At 37.2% G+C, this 19294-nt stretch carries 15 protein-coding genes; 14 read left to right on the forward strand and 1 reads right to left on the reverse strand.

Annotated elements, in window-relative coordinates; translation table 11 throughout:
• Window positions 1–84 precede the first annotated feature (84 nt).
• Window positions 85–903, reverse strand: coding sequence for a bifunctional hydroxymethylpyrimidine kinase/phosphomethylpyrimidine kinase (thiD, locus tag JEM49_RS04620; RefSeq protein WP_446720528.1), 819 nt, complete (start codon window positions 901–903; stop codon window positions 85–87).
• Window positions 904–1022: 119 nt separating this feature from the next.
• On the opposite strand from thiD, the gene glpK reads away from it, so the two are divergent.
• The 14 genes from glpK to JEM49_RS04690 all read left to right on the forward strand — a co-directional run bounded on the left by glpK (window position 1023) and on the right by JEM49_RS04690 (window position 19186).
• On the forward strand, window positions 1023–2522 hold the full coding sequence (gene glpK, locus JEM49_RS04625; protein ID WP_201873878.1) for a glycerol kinase GlpK: 1500 nt from the start codon (window positions 1023–1025) through the stop codon (window positions 2520–2522).
• Window positions 2523–2577: 55 nt separating this feature from the next.
• A complete protein-coding gene (locus tag JEM49_RS04630; protein WP_201873880.1) occupies window positions 2578–3351 on the forward strand; it encodes a tyrosine-protein phosphatase in 774 nt (257 codons plus the stop codon).
• A gap of 7 nt (window positions 3352–3358) precedes the next feature.
• Entirely contained in the window at window positions 3359–4309 is a 951-nt protein-coding gene (locus JEM49_RS04635) for a LacI family DNA-binding transcriptional regulator (RefSeq protein WP_201873882.1), read from the forward strand.
• A 133-nt stretch (window positions 4310–4442) separates the two neighbouring features.
• Entirely contained in the window at window positions 4443–5621 is a 1179-nt protein-coding gene (locus tag JEM49_RS04640; RefSeq protein WP_191335517.1) for an acetate/propionate family kinase, read from the forward strand.
• Between the two features lie 119 nt (window positions 5622–5740).
• The gene (locus JEM49_RS04645) at window positions 5741–7402 is read left to right on the forward strand and encodes an alpha-glucosidase (protein ID WP_098044198.1); all 1662 of its coding nucleotides are present in this window, start codon (window positions 5741–5743) and stop codon (window positions 7400–7402) included.
• Window positions 7403–7405: 3 nt separating this feature from the next.
• Window positions 7406–9127 carry a glycoside hydrolase family 13 protein gene (locus JEM49_RS04650; RefSeq protein ID WP_201873883.1) on the forward strand — a complete coding sequence of 574 codons (1722 nt, stop codon included), beginning with the start codon at window positions 7406–7408 and terminating at the stop codon, window positions 9125–9127.
• A gap of 173 nt (window positions 9128–9300) precedes the next feature.
• Window positions 9301–11565 (forward strand): glycoside hydrolase family 65 protein, encoded by a 2265-nt coding sequence (locus JEM49_RS04655; protein ID WP_191451271.1) that lies wholly within the window; start codon window positions 9301–9303, stop codon window positions 11563–11565.
• Window positions 11558–12220 (forward strand): beta-phosphoglucomutase, encoded by a 663-nt coding sequence (pgmB, locus tag JEM49_RS04660; protein ID WP_025006267.1) that lies wholly within the window; start codon window positions 11558–11560, stop codon window positions 12218–12220. Before JEM49_RS04655 ends, pgmB begins: the two co-directional genes overlap by 8 nt.
• 22 nt (window positions 12221–12242) lie before the next feature.
• A complete protein-coding gene (locus JEM49_RS04665) occupies window positions 12243–13349 on the forward strand; it encodes an ABC transporter ATP-binding protein (RefSeq protein ID WP_191451270.1) in 1107 nt (368 codons plus the stop codon).
• Window positions 13350–13439: 90 nt separating this feature from the next.
• The gene (locus JEM49_RS04670) at window positions 13440–14663 is read left to right on the forward strand and encodes an extracellular solute-binding protein (protein WP_201873886.1); all 1224 of its coding nucleotides are present in this window, start codon (window positions 13440–13442) and stop codon (window positions 14661–14663) included.
• 79 nt (window positions 14664–14742) lie between these two features.
• A complete protein-coding gene (locus tag JEM49_RS04675) occupies window positions 14743–16101 on the forward strand; it encodes a carbohydrate ABC transporter permease (protein WP_201873888.1) in 1359 nt (452 codons plus the stop codon).
• 2 nt (window positions 16102–16103) lie between these two features.
• Window positions 16104–16961 (forward strand): sugar ABC transporter permease, encoded by an 858-nt coding sequence (locus JEM49_RS04680; protein ID WP_025006263.1) that lies wholly within the window; start codon window positions 16104–16106, stop codon window positions 16959–16961.
• A gap of 114 nt (window positions 16962–17075) precedes the next feature.
• Entirely contained in the window at window positions 17076–17732 is a 657-nt protein-coding gene (locus JEM49_RS04685) for a helix-turn-helix domain-containing protein (RefSeq protein WP_236697258.1), read from the forward strand.
• A gap of 308 nt (window positions 17733–18040) precedes the next feature.
• The gene (locus tag JEM49_RS04690) at window positions 18041–19186 is read left to right on the forward strand and encodes a hypothetical protein (RefSeq protein WP_025006262.1); all 1146 of its coding nucleotides are present in this window, start codon (window positions 18041–18043) and stop codon (window positions 19184–19186) included.
• Window positions 19187–19294 lie beyond the last annotated feature (108 nt).

The raw sequence follows: 19294 nt of genomic DNA on the forward strand, positions 1-19294 counted from the left end.
TTACTACCAAATTGAGTTGATTCAATATTATTTGTTTTTTAACTGTAAAGCGTAAATAGACTAATAAGAAAAAACGCGACGTTTTTATTCTACTTTATCTTCCGCAGCCCAATGATTAATTGGTCCCCATTTAGAACCAACGTTGATAGGGTGGGAGATAGCCTCATAAGTAAAATCTTTACCGATTTTAACTGCATCAATAATTGATTTACCTTTAGCAAGTTCTGCCGTAATTACAGCAGATAAAGTGTCACCAGTACCGTTTACGCGATCAGTCTTGAATTGCGGCTTGGTAAATTCATGGAAGCTGCCATCTTCAGTAAGCAAGATGTCGGTAACTTCAGCTTGATCGGCATCGTGTCTGCCTTTCATCAAAACATTTTTAGCACCCATTTCTTGCAACTTTTTAGCACCGGCATGAATTTCTTCCTTATTCTCCAGTTTCATCCCTGTAAGTTTTTGCTGTTCATAAAAGTTAGGAGTAATCACATCAGCTAATGGTAAAAGTCGATCTAAGAAGGTTTGGTAAGCATTGTCATCAAGCAAAGTTGCACCATGTTTAGTAATAATTACTGGATCAAGCACGATTTTACCCATGTCATATTTTTCAAGATTATCAGCTACACAATCGATGATTTCTTTGTTGGCAAGCATCCCCGTCTTGGCAGCACTAATCTTAAAGTCATCATTCAATACATCAAATTGTTTTTGAATAAATTCAACGGGCATAATCAGCTGCGCAAAAATACCGGTAGTATTGCCTGCTACAGCGGCCGTCATTAAGCCCATTCCGTAAACATCGCGGTCATAGAATGCATGCAAATCTGCTGGCATTCCTGCACTACCGTCACTATCATTTCCTGCAATAGTTACTGCAATTTTTGGATCTTTAATCAATTTCATACACCTCTTAGTCTTAATATTATGAAAATTATAACGTAGTTAAGAACAGAATCGCTAGAATCTGCATAGAAAAAACAGTAAACTTATAAGAAAGCGCTTTTGTAGAAAAGAGATTTAAAATGGCTGAGCAATATATTTTATCAATTGATGAGGGAACTACTTCAACCAGAGCTATTTTATTTGACCATAATGGTAAAAAAGTAGCTTCTGCTCAAAAAGAAATACCTCAATATTTTCCAGAACCAGGTTGGGTAGAGCATGATGCTCATCAAATTTGGATGGCAGTACAAACGACAATTGCCAATGCCTTTATAAATTCTGGTATTTGGCCTAGTCAAATTGCAGCTATCGGTATTACTAATCAGCGTGAAACGACTGTTGTATGGGATAAGGATACTGGCAATCCTATTTATCATGCGATTGTCTGGCAATCACGTCAGACGACTAAATTAGCGGAAAAGCTTAAAAACGACGGTTATAGTGAAGAGATTAGAGAAAAGACAGGTTTAATTATTGACCCATATTTTAGTGCAACTAAGATTCGTTGGATTTTGGACCATGTTCCTGGCGCACAAGAAAAGGCGGAACAAGGCAAACTTTTATTTGGCACTATTGATAGTTGGTTAGTATGGAAATTAACTAATGGGCAAAAACATGTAACTGATTATACTAATGCTGCAAGAACCATGCTGTTTAACATTCATACCCTCAAATGGGATGATGATATTTTAAAGTTGTTAAACATCCCTAAACAGATGTTGCCAGAAGTGCGTTCTAATTCAGAAATTTATGGTGAAACTGCAGATTGCATGTTCTTTGGTGGCACGGTGCCAATTGCAGGAATGGCAGGTGACCAACAAGCTGCTTTATTTGGACAATTAGCTCTAAAGCCAGGCATGGTAAAGAATACCTATGGTACTGGTGCTTTCATCGTGATGAATACCGGTGAAAAGCCAACTGACTCTAACAATAATTTACTGACTACTATTGGTTATGGCATTAATGGCAAAATCACCTATGCCTTGGAAGGATCAATTTTTGTAGCAGGTAGTGCAATCCAATGGCTACGCGACTCAATGAAGTTGATTAAGCATGCACCGGATTCTGAACAGGCAGCTTACGAATCAACTTCTGAAAATGAAGTTTATGTTGTGCCAGCATTTACGGGGCTGGGTGCACCTTATTGGGATGCGGAAGCGCGAGGATCAATTTTCGGTGTTACACGTGGAACAACAGATAAGGATATTATCAAAGCCACGTTGCAATCTCTTGCTTATCAAACTCGTGATGTTGTTGATACGATGCAAAAAGACTCTGGTATTAAGATCCCGAACCTGCGAGTTGATGGCGGCGCAAGTAACAACAACTATTTAATGCAGTTCCAGGCAGATATTTTAAATATCAAGATCGAACGGGCTAAAACACTAGAAACTACTAGTTTGGGCGCCGCATTTTTGGCAGGTCTTGCCGTTGATTATTGGAAAAATACGGATGAGTTAAAGCATATTTTCAAGATTGGGCAAGCCTTTGAGCCTAAGATGCATGAAGCAGAAAGAAATAAACTATATTCAGGCTGGCAGCGTGCAATCAAGGCAACGCAAGTTTTTGCACATGATTAGTGATGTATAATAAAATATAATATATTAATACTTTTGCAAAGAAAGGGTAAGCAAAATGGAGCATGATAGAATACTTGCTTTAGATGGACCGCTTAATTTTAGAGATATCGGCGGTTATAAGAATGATAAAGGTCAACATGTAAAGTGGAATAAAATATATCGTTCTGATTCGCTTAGCTCTTTATCTGATGAAGATGAGCAAAAGCTAGCTGATCGCCGGATTACAGTTGATATCGATTTACGTTCAAAGTATGAGCAAAATGCAGCTCCAGATAGGCAATGGCCTAATGTGCGTTACGTGGATGCGCATATTTATTCTGAAAACCGTAAGGAAAACAAGGGTGACAATAAGCTTTACCGTTTCATTCATCATATTCCTGACATGGGTGATAACTATTTGGGTGAAATATATCAACAAGTTTTGCTCAATACTCATAGCCAGCATATGTTTGCCAAGATTTTTGCGGAGCTGATTGAGCTTCCAGAAGAAGATGCCTTGGTTTATCACTGTAGTGCAGGGAAAGACAGAACTGGTATGACGTCAGCTCTGATTTTGACTGCTCTTGGCGTAGATGATGATACGATTGCGCAAGACTATTTGTTGACGAATGAACTGTACAATTTTGCATTAGCCAAGCAATACCCTGATGATAATCAGATTGCAAAAATGGTTTCTAAAATGAACCTGACCAAAGGAGAAGGCCCAGCAATTCGCGGAATCACTGAAACAATTCGTGCGGGTTGGGGTGATTTTGATGGCTTTTTCAAAAAAGAACTTCATTTTGGTCAAAATGATTTAGATAGATTTAGAAAGATGTATTTAGAATAGGAAATATATGACAACATTATCGGATGTAGCTAAAGAAGCAAATGTTTCAAAAATGACAGTATCTCGGGTGATTAATCATCCAGAGCAAGTAACGCCAGAGTTGCGAGTAATAGTTGAAAAGGCGATGGAAGATTTAAATTACCGTCCTAATTCAATTGCCCAAGCTTTAGTTAATAATCGTGCTAATGTAGTCAAATTTGTTACTTTAGAAGATATTGATACAACCGAGCCATATTACATAAACTTGCTTTTTGGCTTTGCTCGAGGATTGAATACTAAGCAATACGCCATGCAGTTAGTAACTGATCCCAGCCAAATTGAAAAAGGTCGTGCCGATGGTTATTTGATTACAGGTGCGCGGAATAAAGATTATGATATGTTCGATAAGCTGGATAAGCCATTCGTATTATTTGGTGAAAATCACCGCGGATATGATTTTGTTGATACAGATAATCAAACTGCCGAGAAGATGGCAACACAGTATGCATTGGATCGCTTATATAAGCGCATTATTTTTATCGGAATTGATATTAAAGAGCCATTTGAGTATTCGCGTGAAGCTGGTTATATCAATACTTTGCAACAGCATCAATTAATTCCGCAGATTTATCGGGTTTCTAACCACAGTCATGCCGCCCAAGATGTGATTCATGAGCATTTTAAAGGGTTTAAAAAAGATACTTGTTTTGTCTGTGCTAGTGATCGAATTGCGGTAGGCGTTGTCCGGCAGCTGCAAGCTGAGGGCGCTCGGATTCCGGAAGATTTTGGTGTGATTGGCTTTGACGGTGTCTTTTTGGACCAAGTTTCTAATCCTAAGTTAACTACAATTAAGCAGCCTATTTTTAAGATGGGTGAAATGCTAGCAAGTATGTTATTGCAAAAAATTGCTCAATCTGGTTCCCCACAAGGTGAAGTTATGCTTAAGCCAGAATTGATTAGACGAGAGACTACTAGATAATAAAATCGCATTGATTTTCACATCGATGTGATTTTTTAATTTCAAAATTTTTCCATCTCTGCAATGAAAGCGCTATACTTAAAAATAAGAGATAAGTTATAGATACATCGAATAAAACAGAGGTCACGATATTATGAAAAAAGTTTTAGCAATCAATTCTGGTAGTTCTTCTTTTAAATATAAGCTCTTTTCTTTTCCTAGCGAAGAAGTAATTGCAAAAGGCGGAGCAGAACGTGTAGGTATGCCAAATTCGATTTTTAAAATAAAATTGGCTAACGGTAACGAATATATTAAAAATATGTCGATTCCTACGCAAAGGGATGCAGTAAGCTTATTGATTGACTGTTTAAAGAAATATCATGTTGTAGAGAAATTAAGTGAAATTAAAGGAGTAGGGCACCGAATCGTTAACGGTGGAGAAGTATTTCCTAATTCTGTAGTCATTGATAATCATAATTTACACAAACTTGAACGGATTGCTCAATTAGCACCTTTGCATAATGGTCCTGAAACAGAAGGAATTAAAGCTTTTATGAGTATTCTGCCTAACGTTCCACAGGTTGCCGTTTTTGATACGGCATATCACCACACTCTTGATGATGTTCATTATTTATATTCTATTCCGTACAAGTATTATAAGGATTACGCAGTGCGTAAATATGGTGCACATGGCACTTCTGTACGTTATGTTGCCCCTCGTGCCGCTAAGATGATGCATAAAAATATTAACATCGCTCGTTTAATTGTTTGCCATTTAGGATCAGGTTCATCAATCACTGCAGTTAAGAATGGCAAATCATATGATACTTCGATGGGCTTTAGTCCATTAACTGGGGTGACGATGGGGACTCGAAGCGGTGACTTTGATCCATCGGCTTTGCAATACTTGATGCATAAGACTGGTATGGATATTGATCAAGCAATTGATATGTTGAATCAAGAATCAGGGTTGTTAGGTATTTCAGGCGTTTCATCAGATATGCGTGATTTGATTGAAAGTGATGAACCAAGAGCCAAGTTAGCTCGTCGTATTTACATTAATCGGGTAGTTCGCTATGTTGGTGCTTATGCTGCAGAAATGGATGGTGTAGACGGTATTGTCTTTACGGCCGGTATTGGTGAACATGATCCCGGAATTCGTGCAGGCATTATGTCTTCTTTGAAATATTTAGGCTTAAAGGCTGACTTTGAAGCTAACAGAACTGATGGTGAAAAATTTATTTCAAAGCCAGATTCTAAAGTTAAAGCTTTGATTGTACCAACTAATGAGGAAGTAATGATCGCTCGTGAAGTCATTAAACTTACGAGATAATAAATAATAATTAAAAGATAAAGCATATCGCAAGATATGCTTTTTTGATACCGGTAACATCTCTATACATATTGAAAACGGTTTCTTATATCAACTAAACTATGCATGGAGGAAAAATTATGGCACATTGGTATGATCACGCAATTATTTATCAAATTTATCCTAAGTCTTTTCAAGATAGTAATGATGACGGTATTGGCGACCTAAATGGTATTCGGAAGAGAATACCATACTTGCAAAATTTAGGGGTTAATGCCGTTTGGCTTAATCCTATTTTTGTTTCACCACAAGTAGATAATGGCTATGATGTTTCAAACTATTTTGCTATTGATCCACATATGGGAACAATGGAAGACATGGAGAACTTAATTAAAGAACTTCATGAAGCTGGCATTCATCTTATTATGGATTTTGTCTTAAATCACACTTCAGATCAGCATCCATGGTTCCAAGATGCAATTAAGAATCCTGATAGTCTGTATCGTGATTATTACATTTTTGCAGGTCATGATGGCAAGCGCCCTAACAATTGGGGTAGTTTCTTTGGTGGCAGCGTTTGGGAGCCTGATCCAGCAGGAACTGGTCAATCATATTTCCATTTGTTTGATAAGCGTATGCCGGACCTTAATTGGCAAAATCCTGAAGTGCGCCACGCCATGCTTGAAGTAGCTGAATTTTGGCTAAAAAAGGGGATTGATGGTCTGCGGCTTGATGCGTTTATTCATATTGGCAAAGCAGATTTGAGACAAAATTATCCTAATAAAGTTGGTGATGACAAACCGGTTATTGCCGAACCATTTTTTGCCAACTTGCCTCAAGTTCAGGAATGGATGCGGCCGTTTTGTGAAAAGATTAAGCAAGATTATCCAGACGCCTTGCTATTAGGCGAAGCTGCAAGTGCAAGCGTAAATTTGGCCGTTGATTACACTAATAAGCGTAATCATTTGATGGATAGTGTTATAACTTTTCGTTACTTTACTGATGATGAGTCAAAAGTAGATAAGCGCTATCCTGAGCAATATCAACCTAAGGGTATTGATTTTACGGCCTTTAAGCAAAATCAAGTTGTTTGGCAACAGACCTTAGCAGGTGTTTCTCAGCCAACTCTTTACTGGAATAATCATGACATGGCTAGACTGGCTACCAGAGTGGCGAAGACGCCAACCCAAGCTAAAAGTTTGGCTATCTTGATGTATTTGCAGCACGGGATTCCAGTTATCTATTATGGCGAAGAATTAGGCTTAAAGAATTTGCATTTTACTAGTGTTGATCAATTTGAAGATCAGACGGTGGCACCATGGATTAAAAAAGCAGAACAGGCAGGTATCAGTAGAGAAGATGCAATGACGATGGTAAGTGAAACGCATAAGTTGCCAGCTCGCGGTCCAATGCCGTGGAATGACACTAAAAATTATGGTTTTACTGAAGGAACTCCTTGGATTAACGGGATTGTTGAAAAACATGTTTCAGTTGCTAGTGAAGTAAATTCAGATATTAGCATGTTTACTTTTTATAAAAAGATGATCGCCCTTAAAAAAGAAAGCTTATTCCAAGATGGCGACTACTATATGCTTCCAACTGATAAAAATAGTTATATTTACCAGCGTGATTTAAGCGATGAGAGTGCAATCGTGGCAGTTTCATTAAGCAATGAAAAGATTACAGTAGAGATTCCACAAGGATATACGGAAGAAAAATTAAAAGCAGGAGAATATCAATTAACTAACGGGAAATTAACTTTGATGCCTTATGCAGGTGTTGTGTTGAAAAAGGAGAATTAAAACATGCAATTAGCAGCATTAAAACACAGAACTGAAAGTGAAGACAGCTTTGTAATTGATGCGACTCATGTTCGTGTTCGTTTTCATAGCGCAAAGAATGATATTGAAAAAGTTATTGTGCATTATTGCGATAACTATTTACCATTGAACCAAGCTAAAACCATTGAAATGACTAAGATTGGTGAAGGTCAAGTTGAGGATCACTGGGGAGCTACCCTTGAAGCACCATTTCACCGTTTAAAGTATACTTTTGAAGTAATTGGTAGCGATGGCACCAGCGTTGTTGTAGGTGACAGAGCAATCAGCAGCGATGTAGAGACAGCCTTAATGGAAGATGGCTCATATTTTAAGGTTCCATATTGCCATGATATTGATATGGTTAAAACACCGGAATGGGTTAGACATACCGTGTGGTATCAGATTTTCCCAGAACGCTTTGCCAATGGTGATAAATCTAATGATCCTAAAAATGTGAAGCCTTGGAATCCCGAAGATCATCCTGGTCGAGAAGACTTTTATGGTGGTGACTTGCAAGGGGTATTAGACCATTTGGATTATTTGAAAAAACTTGGAGTAAATGGCTTATACTTCTGTCCTGTTTTTAAAGCAAGCTCCAACCATAAATATGACACGATTGATTATTTGCAAATCGATCCAGAATTTGGTGATAAAGACTTGTTTGCCAAAGTAGTTAATGAGGCCCATGCACGTGGCATGAAAGTCATGCTGGATGCGGTATTTAACCACTTAGGTAATCAATCAATGCAGTGGCAAGACGTGGTTAAAAATGGTCCAAGTTCTCGTTTTGCTAACTGGTTCCACATTAATGAGTATCCAGTTGAACCGTACCATGATCCATTGCAAGGTGAAGGAAATCCGCAGTTTGATACTTTCGCATTTGAAAAGCACATGCCTAAATTAAATACTGCTAACCCTGAAGTACAAGATTTCTTGCTTGAGATAGCTACGTACTGGGTGAAGTATTTTGATATTGATGCTTGGCGCTTGGATGTTGCCAACGAGGTAGATCATCATTTCTGGAAGAAGTTCCATAAGGCAGTAACTGATATCAAGCCAGACTTTTACATTGTTGGTGAAGTTTGGCACTCAGCTCGTCCATGGCTTAATGGGGATGAATTTACTGGCGTTATGAATTATCCATATACTTTGCAAATTGAAGATCATTTCTTTAAGCATAAATTGACGGCTGATCAAATGACTAAGCGTTTAACTGATCAACTCATGAAGTATCGTGATTCAACTAATGCAGCGATGATGAATATGCTTGATTCACATGATACTGCCAGAATTTTAACAGTGGCTAATGGCGACCAAGACTTGGCTTTGCAGGCATTAACCTTTGAATTTGTGCAAAAAGGCAGTCCATGTATTTACTACGGTACTGAAATGGGAATGACAGGTGGCAATGATCCAGATTGTCGTAAACCAATGGATTGGTCAAAGGAAGATGGTCCTGTTTGGCAAAGAGTTCATGAATTGATTAAGTTCCGTTTAGATCATGATGAAACCTTCGGTAAAGGGACAATTAAGTTACATGTAACAGAAAATGGCCTGATTGAGGTAGATAGAAACGGAATGGAATCTGTTAAAGCGTACTTTAACACCACGGATCATGATGTAAAAATTGATTGTAAAAATTCATTTAGTCAAGATTATCAAAATGGAGTATTAGCTCCAAAAGGCTTTGTAATCACGGTTGATTAAAAATTACTTTTAATAAGTGTACGAAAAGAGGATAGATTAAGAACTATCTTCTTTTTTTATTAACAAATTCTGATACCGGTAACAATGGTTTTGATATTGTAAACCGCTTTCAATTTAAGGATAATGAAAGCGTAAACAAAAGAGCACTTAATTTTGTGGGAGATATAAAGTATATGAAACGAATTTTTGAAATTGATCCTTGGAAGGTCATTACTCATAATTTCGATCCAGAAAATAAACGATTACAGGAAAGCATGACTGCAATCGGTAATGATTATATGGGTATGAGAGGAAACTTTGAAGAAGGCTATTCTGGTGATAGCTTACAAGGTACATATCTTGCAGGTGTTTGGTTCCCAGATAAGACTCGTGTGGGTTGGTGGAAGAACGGATATCCTAAATATTTCGGTAAAACACCTAACGCACCAAGCTTTATTGGCATTGGCATTACCATTAATGGTGAAAAACTAGACTTAGCCAAAGTCAAATTTGATGACTTTGAATTATCTCTTGATATGCATCAAGGCCTTCTTACAAGAAGTTTTATTTACGAAGGAAAAGATGCCAAAGTTAAATTTGAATTTAAGCGTTTCCTTCATATCGTTCAAAAAGAAGCTGCTCTGATTCAAGTAAAGGCTACAGTGCTTGAAGGTCACGCTAAGATTGATTTTGATTCTACATTAGATGGCACAGTTGTTAATGAAGATAGTAACTATGATGAACGTTTCTGGTTGCCACTAGGTGAAGATGAAAAAGCTAGAACAATTCAAGTCAAGACTAAAGAAAATCCTTATGATGTTCCTCAATTCACTGTTTTGCTTAAGCAAAGCTTGCGTCACAACGGTGAAATTGTTCAAGGCGATGTCTCAACTGAAAGTGCGAAGTTAAGTGAAAAGCTATCAGTTGAATTAGCTGAAAATGAAAGTTATGAACTTGAAAAAGATGTCATTGTAGTAACTAGCCGTGACGTTAAGGATCAAGATCAAGCCGATGTAGCAAATGACTTGATGAAGAAACTTCAATCTAAGTCATTTGACGAAAACTTAGCTGATCATGAAGCTGTATGGAAGAAGCGTTGGGACAAATCAGATGTTGTTATTGCAGGTGATGATGCCGCTCAACAAGGTATTCGCTTTAACATTTGTCAATTGTTTATGACTTACTACGGTGAAGATGAACGCTTAAACGTAGGTCCTAAAGGCTTTACCGGTGAAAAATACGGTGGTGCTACTTACTGGGACACAGAAGCTTACATCGTTCCAATGTACTTATGTGTAACTGATCCAAGCGTTACAAGAGCACTTCTTCAATATCGTCACGATCAATTACCAGGTGCTTACCACAACGCTAAAGAGCAAGGCTTACCAGGTGCATTGTTCCCAATGGTTACATTTAACGGAATTGAATGTCACAACGAATGGGAAATTACTTTTGAAGAAATTCACCGTAACGCAGACATTCCACACGCAATCGCTATGTACACTGATTACACTGGTGATGATAGTTACGTTAAGAACGAAGGTATGGACGTCTTAGTTGGAACTGCTAGATTCTGGGCAGCCAGAGTTCACTGGTCCAAGTGGCGTAACAAGTACGTTATGCACGGTGTAACCGGTCCTAACGAATACGAAAACAACGTTAACAACAACTGGTTCACTAACACCATGGCAAGATGGCTTCTGCAATACACATTGAAGCGTTTGCCACTTGCTACAAAGGAAGCTCAAGAAAGAGTACACGTCACTGAAGAAGAAAAAGAAAAGTGGCAAGACATCGTTGATAAGATGTACCTTCCAGAAGATAAGGAACGCGGCATCTTCTTACAACAAGATGATTTCTTAGACAAAGACATTCGTCCAGTTAGTGAAATTGAAGATCAACGTCCAATTAACCAACACTGGTCATGGGACAAGATCTTGAGATCACCATTTATTAAACAAGCCGATGTTTTACAAGGTATCTACTTCTTAAATGATCAATACACCAAGGAAGAAAAGGAAAAGAACTTCGACTTCTATGAACCATTAACAGTTCACGAAAGTTCACTGTCACCATGTATTCACTCAATTTTGGCTGCAGAACTTGGCAAGCAAAAGAAGGCCGTTGAGCTTTATGAAAGAACTGCTCGCTTAGACCTTGATAACTATAACAACGATACGGTTGATGGTTTGCACATCACCTCAATGAGTGGTTCATGGCTTGCAATTGTTCAAGGTTTCGCAGGGATGCGTTATGATCATGATCAATTGAAATTTGATCCATTTGTTCCTGATAAGTGGGATCACTATGGCTTTAAGATTAACTACCGCGGTCGCTTGATTGAAGTTTATGTAGATCATAAGGAAACTAAGATTACTTTACATAAAGGTGAAGACTTAGATGTTGTAGTTAAGGGAAAGAAATTTACTCTTAAAGAAGGTGAAACTCAGAATGCTTAAAGGATTATTGTTTGATTTAGATGGTGTTTTAACCAATTCAGCTAAGTTTCACTTAACAGCTTGGAACAACTTGGCAAAAGAATTAGGCATTACTTTAAACGATGCTCAACTTGATAGCTTACGTGGTATTTCAAGAATGGATTCATTGGAATTGATTCTGAAATATGGTGGTCAAGAAGATAAATATACTGAAGCTGAAAAAGAAAAATTCGCTGCAGAAAAGAATTCCAAGTTCGTTGAGCAAGTTGAAACAATGACACCAAAGGATATCTTGCCAGGAATTCCAGAACTTTTGGCAGATGCTAAAAAGCAAAACCTTAAGATGGTAATTGCTTCAGCTTCTAAGAATGCACCTAAGATTTTGACCAGATTAGGCATTATGGATGAATTCGATGGCATCGTTGATCCTGCCACATTGCATCACGGTAAGCCAGATCCTGAAATTTATGAAAAAGCACAAGAAATTGCAGGGCTTAAGGCTGATGAAGTAATTAGTTTTGAAGATGCTAAAGCTGGTGTGGAATCAATTAAAGCCGCTGGTCAATTTGCAGTTGGTATTGGTGATAAGGAACTTTTAAAAGAAGCTGACTACATCGTACCAACAACTGCAGATTTGAAACTTAGTGAGATTGAAAAAGTTTTTAATGAAAAATAAAAGTTAGAGAGTAGGGAAAACAATGGTTGAGGTTGATTTAAACCATATTTACAAAAAGTATCAAGGTAATGATAAATATTCTGTAAATGACTTTGACTTACATATTAAAGATAAGGAATTCATCGTTTTCGTTGGTCCATCAGGTTGTGGTAAGTCAACTACATTAAGAATGGTCGCAGGACTTGAAGACATCAGTAAAGGTACTTTGGAAATTGATCACAAGGTAATGAATGATGTTGCTCCAAAAGACAGACACATTGCGATGGTTTTCCAGAACTATGCTTTGTATCCACATATGACTATTTACGACAACATGGCTTTTGGACTTAAGCTTCGTCACACGCCTAAGGCTGAAATCGATGAAAAAGTTAAAAAAGCCGCTAAGATGTTGGGTCTTGAAGAATATTTGGATAAAAAACCAGGTGCTTTATCAGGTGGTCAACGTCAGCGTGTAGCCTTAGGACGTGCAATCGTTCGTGCAGCTCCTATTTTCTTAATGGACGAACCATTATCAAACTTGGATGCGAAATTACGTGTAACGATGCGTACCGAAATTGCCAAGCTTCACCAAGAATTGGGTACCACTACTATTTATGTTACCCACGATCAGACTGAAGCTATGACCTTGGCTGACAGAGTTGTTGTTATGTCTGTTGGCCATGTTGAACAAATCGGTTCACCACTTGAGGTTTACAACAAGCCAGTTAACATGTTCGTTGCTGGATTCATTGGTTCCCCTCAAATGAACTTCTTCAATGTTCACTACAAGGATGGCCGTATTTCAGACGGTAAAGGTTTGAACATCGGTATCCCTGAAGGTAAAGCAAAGATGCTCAACGAAAAGGGCTACAACGATAAAGATTTAGTCTTCGGTATTCGTCCAGAAGACATCCACTCAGAAGAAGCATTTATGGAAACTTGGCCAGATTCAGTAATTGAATCAAAGGTTGTTGTTTCAGAACTTTTGGGTGCAACCATTCAACTTCACCAAGAAGTCGATGGTACTGAATTTACTGCTATTGTAAATTCACGTGATTATCACGAGCCAGGTGATATGGTCAAGATGGGCTTCGATGTTAACAAGGCTCACTTCTTTGACAAAGATACCACCAAGGCAATCGTTAACTAATTTAACTTATTAAAGCTTACAACCATAAGTAGCAAAGGCTACTGTTGTTAAGAATTGTTTATTATTTTGGTTTTTTAGGAGGAAAAAGTCATGAAGTTTTGGAAGAAAATGGCTTTAGGTAGTACTGCTGTTTTAGCTGCTATGTCACTTGCAGCTTGTTCAAACGGCTCATCAAATTCATCAAGTAGTAGCAGCTCAAACAAGAGTGCTAATTTGACCCTTTGGGTAGATACTGAACAAGTCCCTTACTACAAGCAAATTGCTAAGGACTTTACTAAGAAGAACAAGAACATCAAGGTTCGTGTTGTTCAAAGTCCTAACGGTTCAGCTAACGCTAAGACTGACGTTGGTAAGGACCCATCAAAGGCTGCCGATGTATTCGAAGTTCCTAACGACCAATTAGGTCAAATGGCTGAAGCTGGTTACATTAACCCACTTTCACCTTCAGCAACTAAAGACATTAAGGCAAACTACATTGATGTTGCTTCAAAGGGTGTAACTTGGAAGGGCAAGATTTACGCATTCCCATACGCACAACAAGCTCAAACCATTTACTACAATAAGTCTAAGCTTTCTGCAAACGACGTTAAGGACTGGAAGACTTTAACTTCTAAGGGTGTTGTAGCTACTGACTTTACTAACGCATACGTAATGTGGCCAGTAATGTTCTCAGCAGGTACAAAGCTTTACGGCGCTAACGGTGAAGACCTTAAGGGTTCAACATTTAACTCAACTAACGGTGTAAACGCATTGAAGTGGTACGCAGCTCAAAAGAACAACAAGGGCGTAATGCAAACTTCAAACGCTTTGAACCAATTAAAGAAGGGTAACGCACAAGCTATTCTTGATGGTCCATGGAATGCAGCTAACATTAAGAAGATCTTGGGCAAGAACTTCGCAGTTGCTAAGTATCCTAAGATTGACGTTGGTGGTAAGAACGTACAAATGGAAGCATTCCTTGGTATCGAAGGCTTCGCAGTTAACTCACACACCAAGAATGCTAAGGCCGCTTCAGATTTAGCTGCTTACATCACTAACAAGAAAGCTCAATTAATTGCCCACAAGGAAGCTGGTCAAATTCCTGTACTTAAGGCTGCTGTAAACTCAAGCGCTGTTAAGAGTGACCCAGTTGCTGAATCTGTAATTGAAATGGCTAAGCCAGGTAACTCAGTATTGCAACCAATGCTTCCACAAATGGCAACATTCTGGAACGAAGCAGCTCCACTTATCAGTGGTACTTACGACGGCAAGATCAAGCCAGCACAATACAAGGCAAAGCTTGCTAAATTGCAAAAAGATATTTCAAAGAAATAATTTAAATCAAATATTTCTTAAAGCATAAGCAAAGGTTGGCAAAAAATTCCAACCTTTTTGCCTAAGAAGGGGAGAAGTTATGTTTCTAAAGAAAAAGCATGTAGCTCCTAAAGCAACATATCACGAAGTATGGTCTAAAGGCGATATTGCTACCAAGTTATCATTCTTCATTATGGGTAGTAATGCCTTAGCCAACAAGCAATGGGTTAAAGGTCTTGCATTATTAATCTCTGAAATTGTATTCATTGTTTGGTTTATCTTTAGTGGTATCTCAACTTTAGGTATCCTGGCTACATTAGGTCCGATTAAGAGCAAAAAAGTTGTCTATGACGCTGCTCAGGGTGTGTATATCACGAAACAGCCTTCAAACTCAGTTTTGATTTTGCTGTTCGGTGTTTTAGCAATCATCTTGTGTATAGCAATGATTTATCTTTACATTGTTAATTTAAGATCTACTAGACACAATTACATTTTGAAACGTGATGGTGAACATATTCCAACCAATGTTCAGGAACTTAAGAGTTTGCTTGATACACGTTTACATGCAACTTTAATGGTTATTCCATTATTGGGTATCCTATTCTTCACAGTTTTGCCAACGGTCTTCATGATTTCAATGGCATTTACTAACTATGATCGTCAGCACCCAATCGCCTTTTCTTGGACAGGGTTCCAAGCATTCGGTAATGTGTTGAGTGGTGACTTAGCTGGTACTTTCTTCCCAGTATTGGGCTGGACCTTGATTTGGGCCGTAGCTGCAACTGCTACTACTTTCTTCTTTGGTGTTTTGCTTGCAATGTTGATTGAATCCAAAGGCATTAAGTATAAGGCCTTTTGGAGAACAGTCTTTGTAATTATTTGGGCTGTTCCTCAATTCGTTTCACTTTTGATGATGGCTCAGTTCTTAGACTACCAAGGTGCTTTGAACAACATTTTGATGAACTTACACTGGATTAGTTCGCCAATTCACTTCATTGATAACCAAGCTTCTCCATTAGTAGCTAGAATCACCGTTATCCTTGTTAATATGTGGATCGGTATCCCAGTTTCAATGTTGGTTTCAACTGCAATTATTCAAAACTTGCCAGAAGATCAAATTGAAGCTGCCAAGATCGATGGTGCCAACGCTGCACAAATTTTCCGCTCAATCACTTTCCCACAAATTCTATTCGTTATGGCACCTTCACTTATTCAACAATTCATTGGTAACATCAACAACTTCAACGTTATCTTCTTGCTGACGGGTGGTGCACCAATGAACAGTAAGTATAACGGAGCCGGGTCGACTGACTTGCTGGTAACGTGGCTGTATAACTTGACGTTCGGTCAGGAACAGCGTTATAACGCGTCAGCTGTACTAGGTATCTTAATCTTCATTATTAGTGCGGTCGTCTCGCTGATTGCATATCGCCACACTAACGCTTATAAGGAGGGCTAGACATGAAGTCATATTCAAATCAAAGACGGCTCTCATTAATCTTTCGGTATATCCTCTTAGCATTACTTGCTATTATCTGGATTTTACCAATTGTGTGGATCGTCTTAGCAAGTTTTTCATACAATGATACTGGATTCGTTTCGACCTTCTGGCCAGAACAATTCACGTTGCAGAACTATGTTGGTATTTTTACTAATCCGCAATACCCATTCGGTAACTGGATCATTAACACATTAATTGTTTCTCTTCTCTCGATGGTTATTTCGACATTCTTAACTATTTCAGTTGCCTATGTTCTGTCACGACTTCGCTTTAAGTTTAGAAAACCATTTTTGCAAATTGCTTTGGTTTTAGGGATGTTCCCAGGCTTCATGTCTATGATCGCTTTGTACTACATCTTAAAAGGCTTGAACATGTTAAACCTCTTCGGTTTGTTACTTGTTTATGTTGGTGGTGCCGGACTTGGCTTCTACGTTGCTAAAGGTTTCTTTGATACTATTCCTAGATCAATTGACGAAGCTGCTGAAATTGATGGTGCTACTAAGTGGCAAGTGTTCTTACACATTGGTTTGCCACTTTCAAAGCCAATGATCGTTTACACCGCTTTGACTGCATTCATCGCTCCATGGACAGACTTCATTTTCTCAGGTATTATTCTTTCAACTTCAGGAAATGCTAAGACTTATACTGTCGCTTATGGTTTGTACAACATGGTGCACACAGCCAAAGGTAATGCGACTGCATACTTCGCACAATTCGTTGCAGGGTGTGTAATCATCGCGATCCCTATTACTATCTTGTTTGTCTTCATGCAGAAGTTCTACGTTAACGGAATTACTGCTGGTGCAGATAAGGGTTAAGGTAAATTTAAAATTGCTTATGCTAAAAAACGCTTTGCTTTCGGGCAAGGCGTTTTTGTATGGAGAGAAAATTAAAAAGATAGTATAGTTGAAGTTAAATTGGAGGGATGAAAGATGACTATCGGTGAAGCGTTAAAACACCAAAGAATTCGTCTAGGATTGACACAAGATGAAATGATCCAAGGAATTATTCATAAAAGTCATTATTCTAAGATTGAACGAGGAATAGAAGGAATTTCTGCAGAAAGTTTATTTAAAATCTTGTTTGCACACCATATCGATGTAGACAGTTTTTTGGAGCTAATTAAAAACGAGTATATTTCAGAAAATGAGAAAAGAGCTGAAGAACTTGAAAATAAGGTAAGGATAGCTTTTAATACCTCTGATAAAAATGAAATAGAAAATTGTTTGCAAGAAGTGCTTAAATTGCCAGGTAATAAGGTGTTTAAGTATAGAATCATTGTAGCTATAGCAGCTTTTCGAGGACAATTAGATGAATTAAGTGTAGGAATAAAAGAGGATATAATAAAAGAATTTACAAGGCATGATACTTGGTTAGGAGATATTGATGCACTAAGATTATTTGGTAACTGCATGCAAGTCTTCACTGAAAAACAATTAAATAATTGTATAAGTCAAATATTAAAACAATATTCAAATAATAATGCCTCAGAAAGAATGATCGAGAGAATAGCTATTATTTGTAATAATTATCTATATTACTGCTACTATTATGGTTATAGAAATGAAACTAATATTACAAATGTCTAGATTATTTAGAAAAGTTGGATTGTAGAAGTCACTATATGTTTTATAGAATTGCAGGTTTCTTCTTTAAGTATATGTTTGAAGGAAATAGGATGAAAGCAAAACAAATAAAAGATCAACTTATTATGTGGGGATACGGCAATAGAGTAATATCTTGGAAAATATAGTTTCGTGTGACGAAACTAATAAGTCGAGAGCATAAATATGAATGATAATATAATTGTTCTTAAGGAAAGGGGACATTATCAATGATTTGGGTGTTACCTGTAATTATAAAATAACGTCTGTAGTTTAATTGGAAGGAGATGAAGATGTATTTAGAAGATTTTATAAATCAAATTTTATCAATTCCTAAATTTGATAAAAAAATAGATTCTGCTTTTCTCGAACGACTTAACATATCTAAAAAATTATTAGAAGGGACTTCGGTAAGAGACAGATCTTCACGGAGTCCTTTCTTTTTAAATGATTTAGGTGTGAGGTTTACAACAAGTCCTAGAGAATTTGTGGAGTGGAATACTAAAAAAATAAATGTAAAAATACCATCATACGATAAACTGGTTTCAGATATGTTACAAGCTGAGATAGGATTATTACCTTATATTATGGATGCCTGTATCTTGTTAACAGGTAATTTTGATGCAGTTTTTGACATAGTATCTAGAAGAAAAAGTGAAATTCTAAAGCATGGAACATATAATGCATTAATATATAGTGGAACTGTATGTGCAAGTAAAGGCTCTAAAGATTCATACTTATATTTTTCTAAGGCAATTCAGAGAGCAGGAGATATTAATCATGTAATTACAGCTTACCATAGATTGATAATAACTAAGCTTAAAAGATTTCATGATTATGAAGGCGCTCAAGAATTACTATATACTTTGATATCTAAAGAAATTCCTAGATCCAAAGATAAAGATCTGTATATGGCATTATTCGATAATATGTTGGGTTTAGCAGTTGTAATGGAGCCAAATAGTTTTTCATTAGTAATGGCTAAAACTCTACTAGTAAATGCAACTGATAGAATTAATAAGTATGTTTCCACTTGTTCTAGTATAAAAGGAAAAAGCCAAGCGGAACGATATAAGGGACAAGTAGCTATTAATTTAGTTCAATTAGAAATTCAAAAACATGATTATAAATTAGCTTACCATATTGCAATTAATAATTTAGAGCATGTAAGAATTTATTCTAAAGGTTACGTTGCTGAAGCATGTAGTATTTTGGCTTATACTCAATATTTATTAAAAAATTATCATGATGCATTGATGACATCTAAAGAAGCTCTTAATGAACATGCAGATATTGGAAACTTCGATGGAGTAAAAGCTTCTAGAGAAATGCTGATTAGTTGCTATATAAAATTAGGCATGAAAGAAGAGGCTAAAGCTGAGGCGCAATTGATTTTAGATAAATCTTTTAAGAAGGAAAATATAGGAAGCAGAAAATAAATGACAAATTATCTCTCTATTCAAAATTTACGAAAAGTATATCATGACAATGGAAAAAATTTGTAGCGTTAGACGATGTTTCTTTTAATATTAAAAAAGGTGAAATTG

The sequence above is a fragment of the Lactobacillus sp. A27 genome (assembly GCF_016742815.1).
Classification (GTDB): domain Bacteria; phylum Bacillota; class Bacilli; order Lactobacillales; family Lactobacillaceae; genus Lactobacillus; species Lactobacillus gallinarum.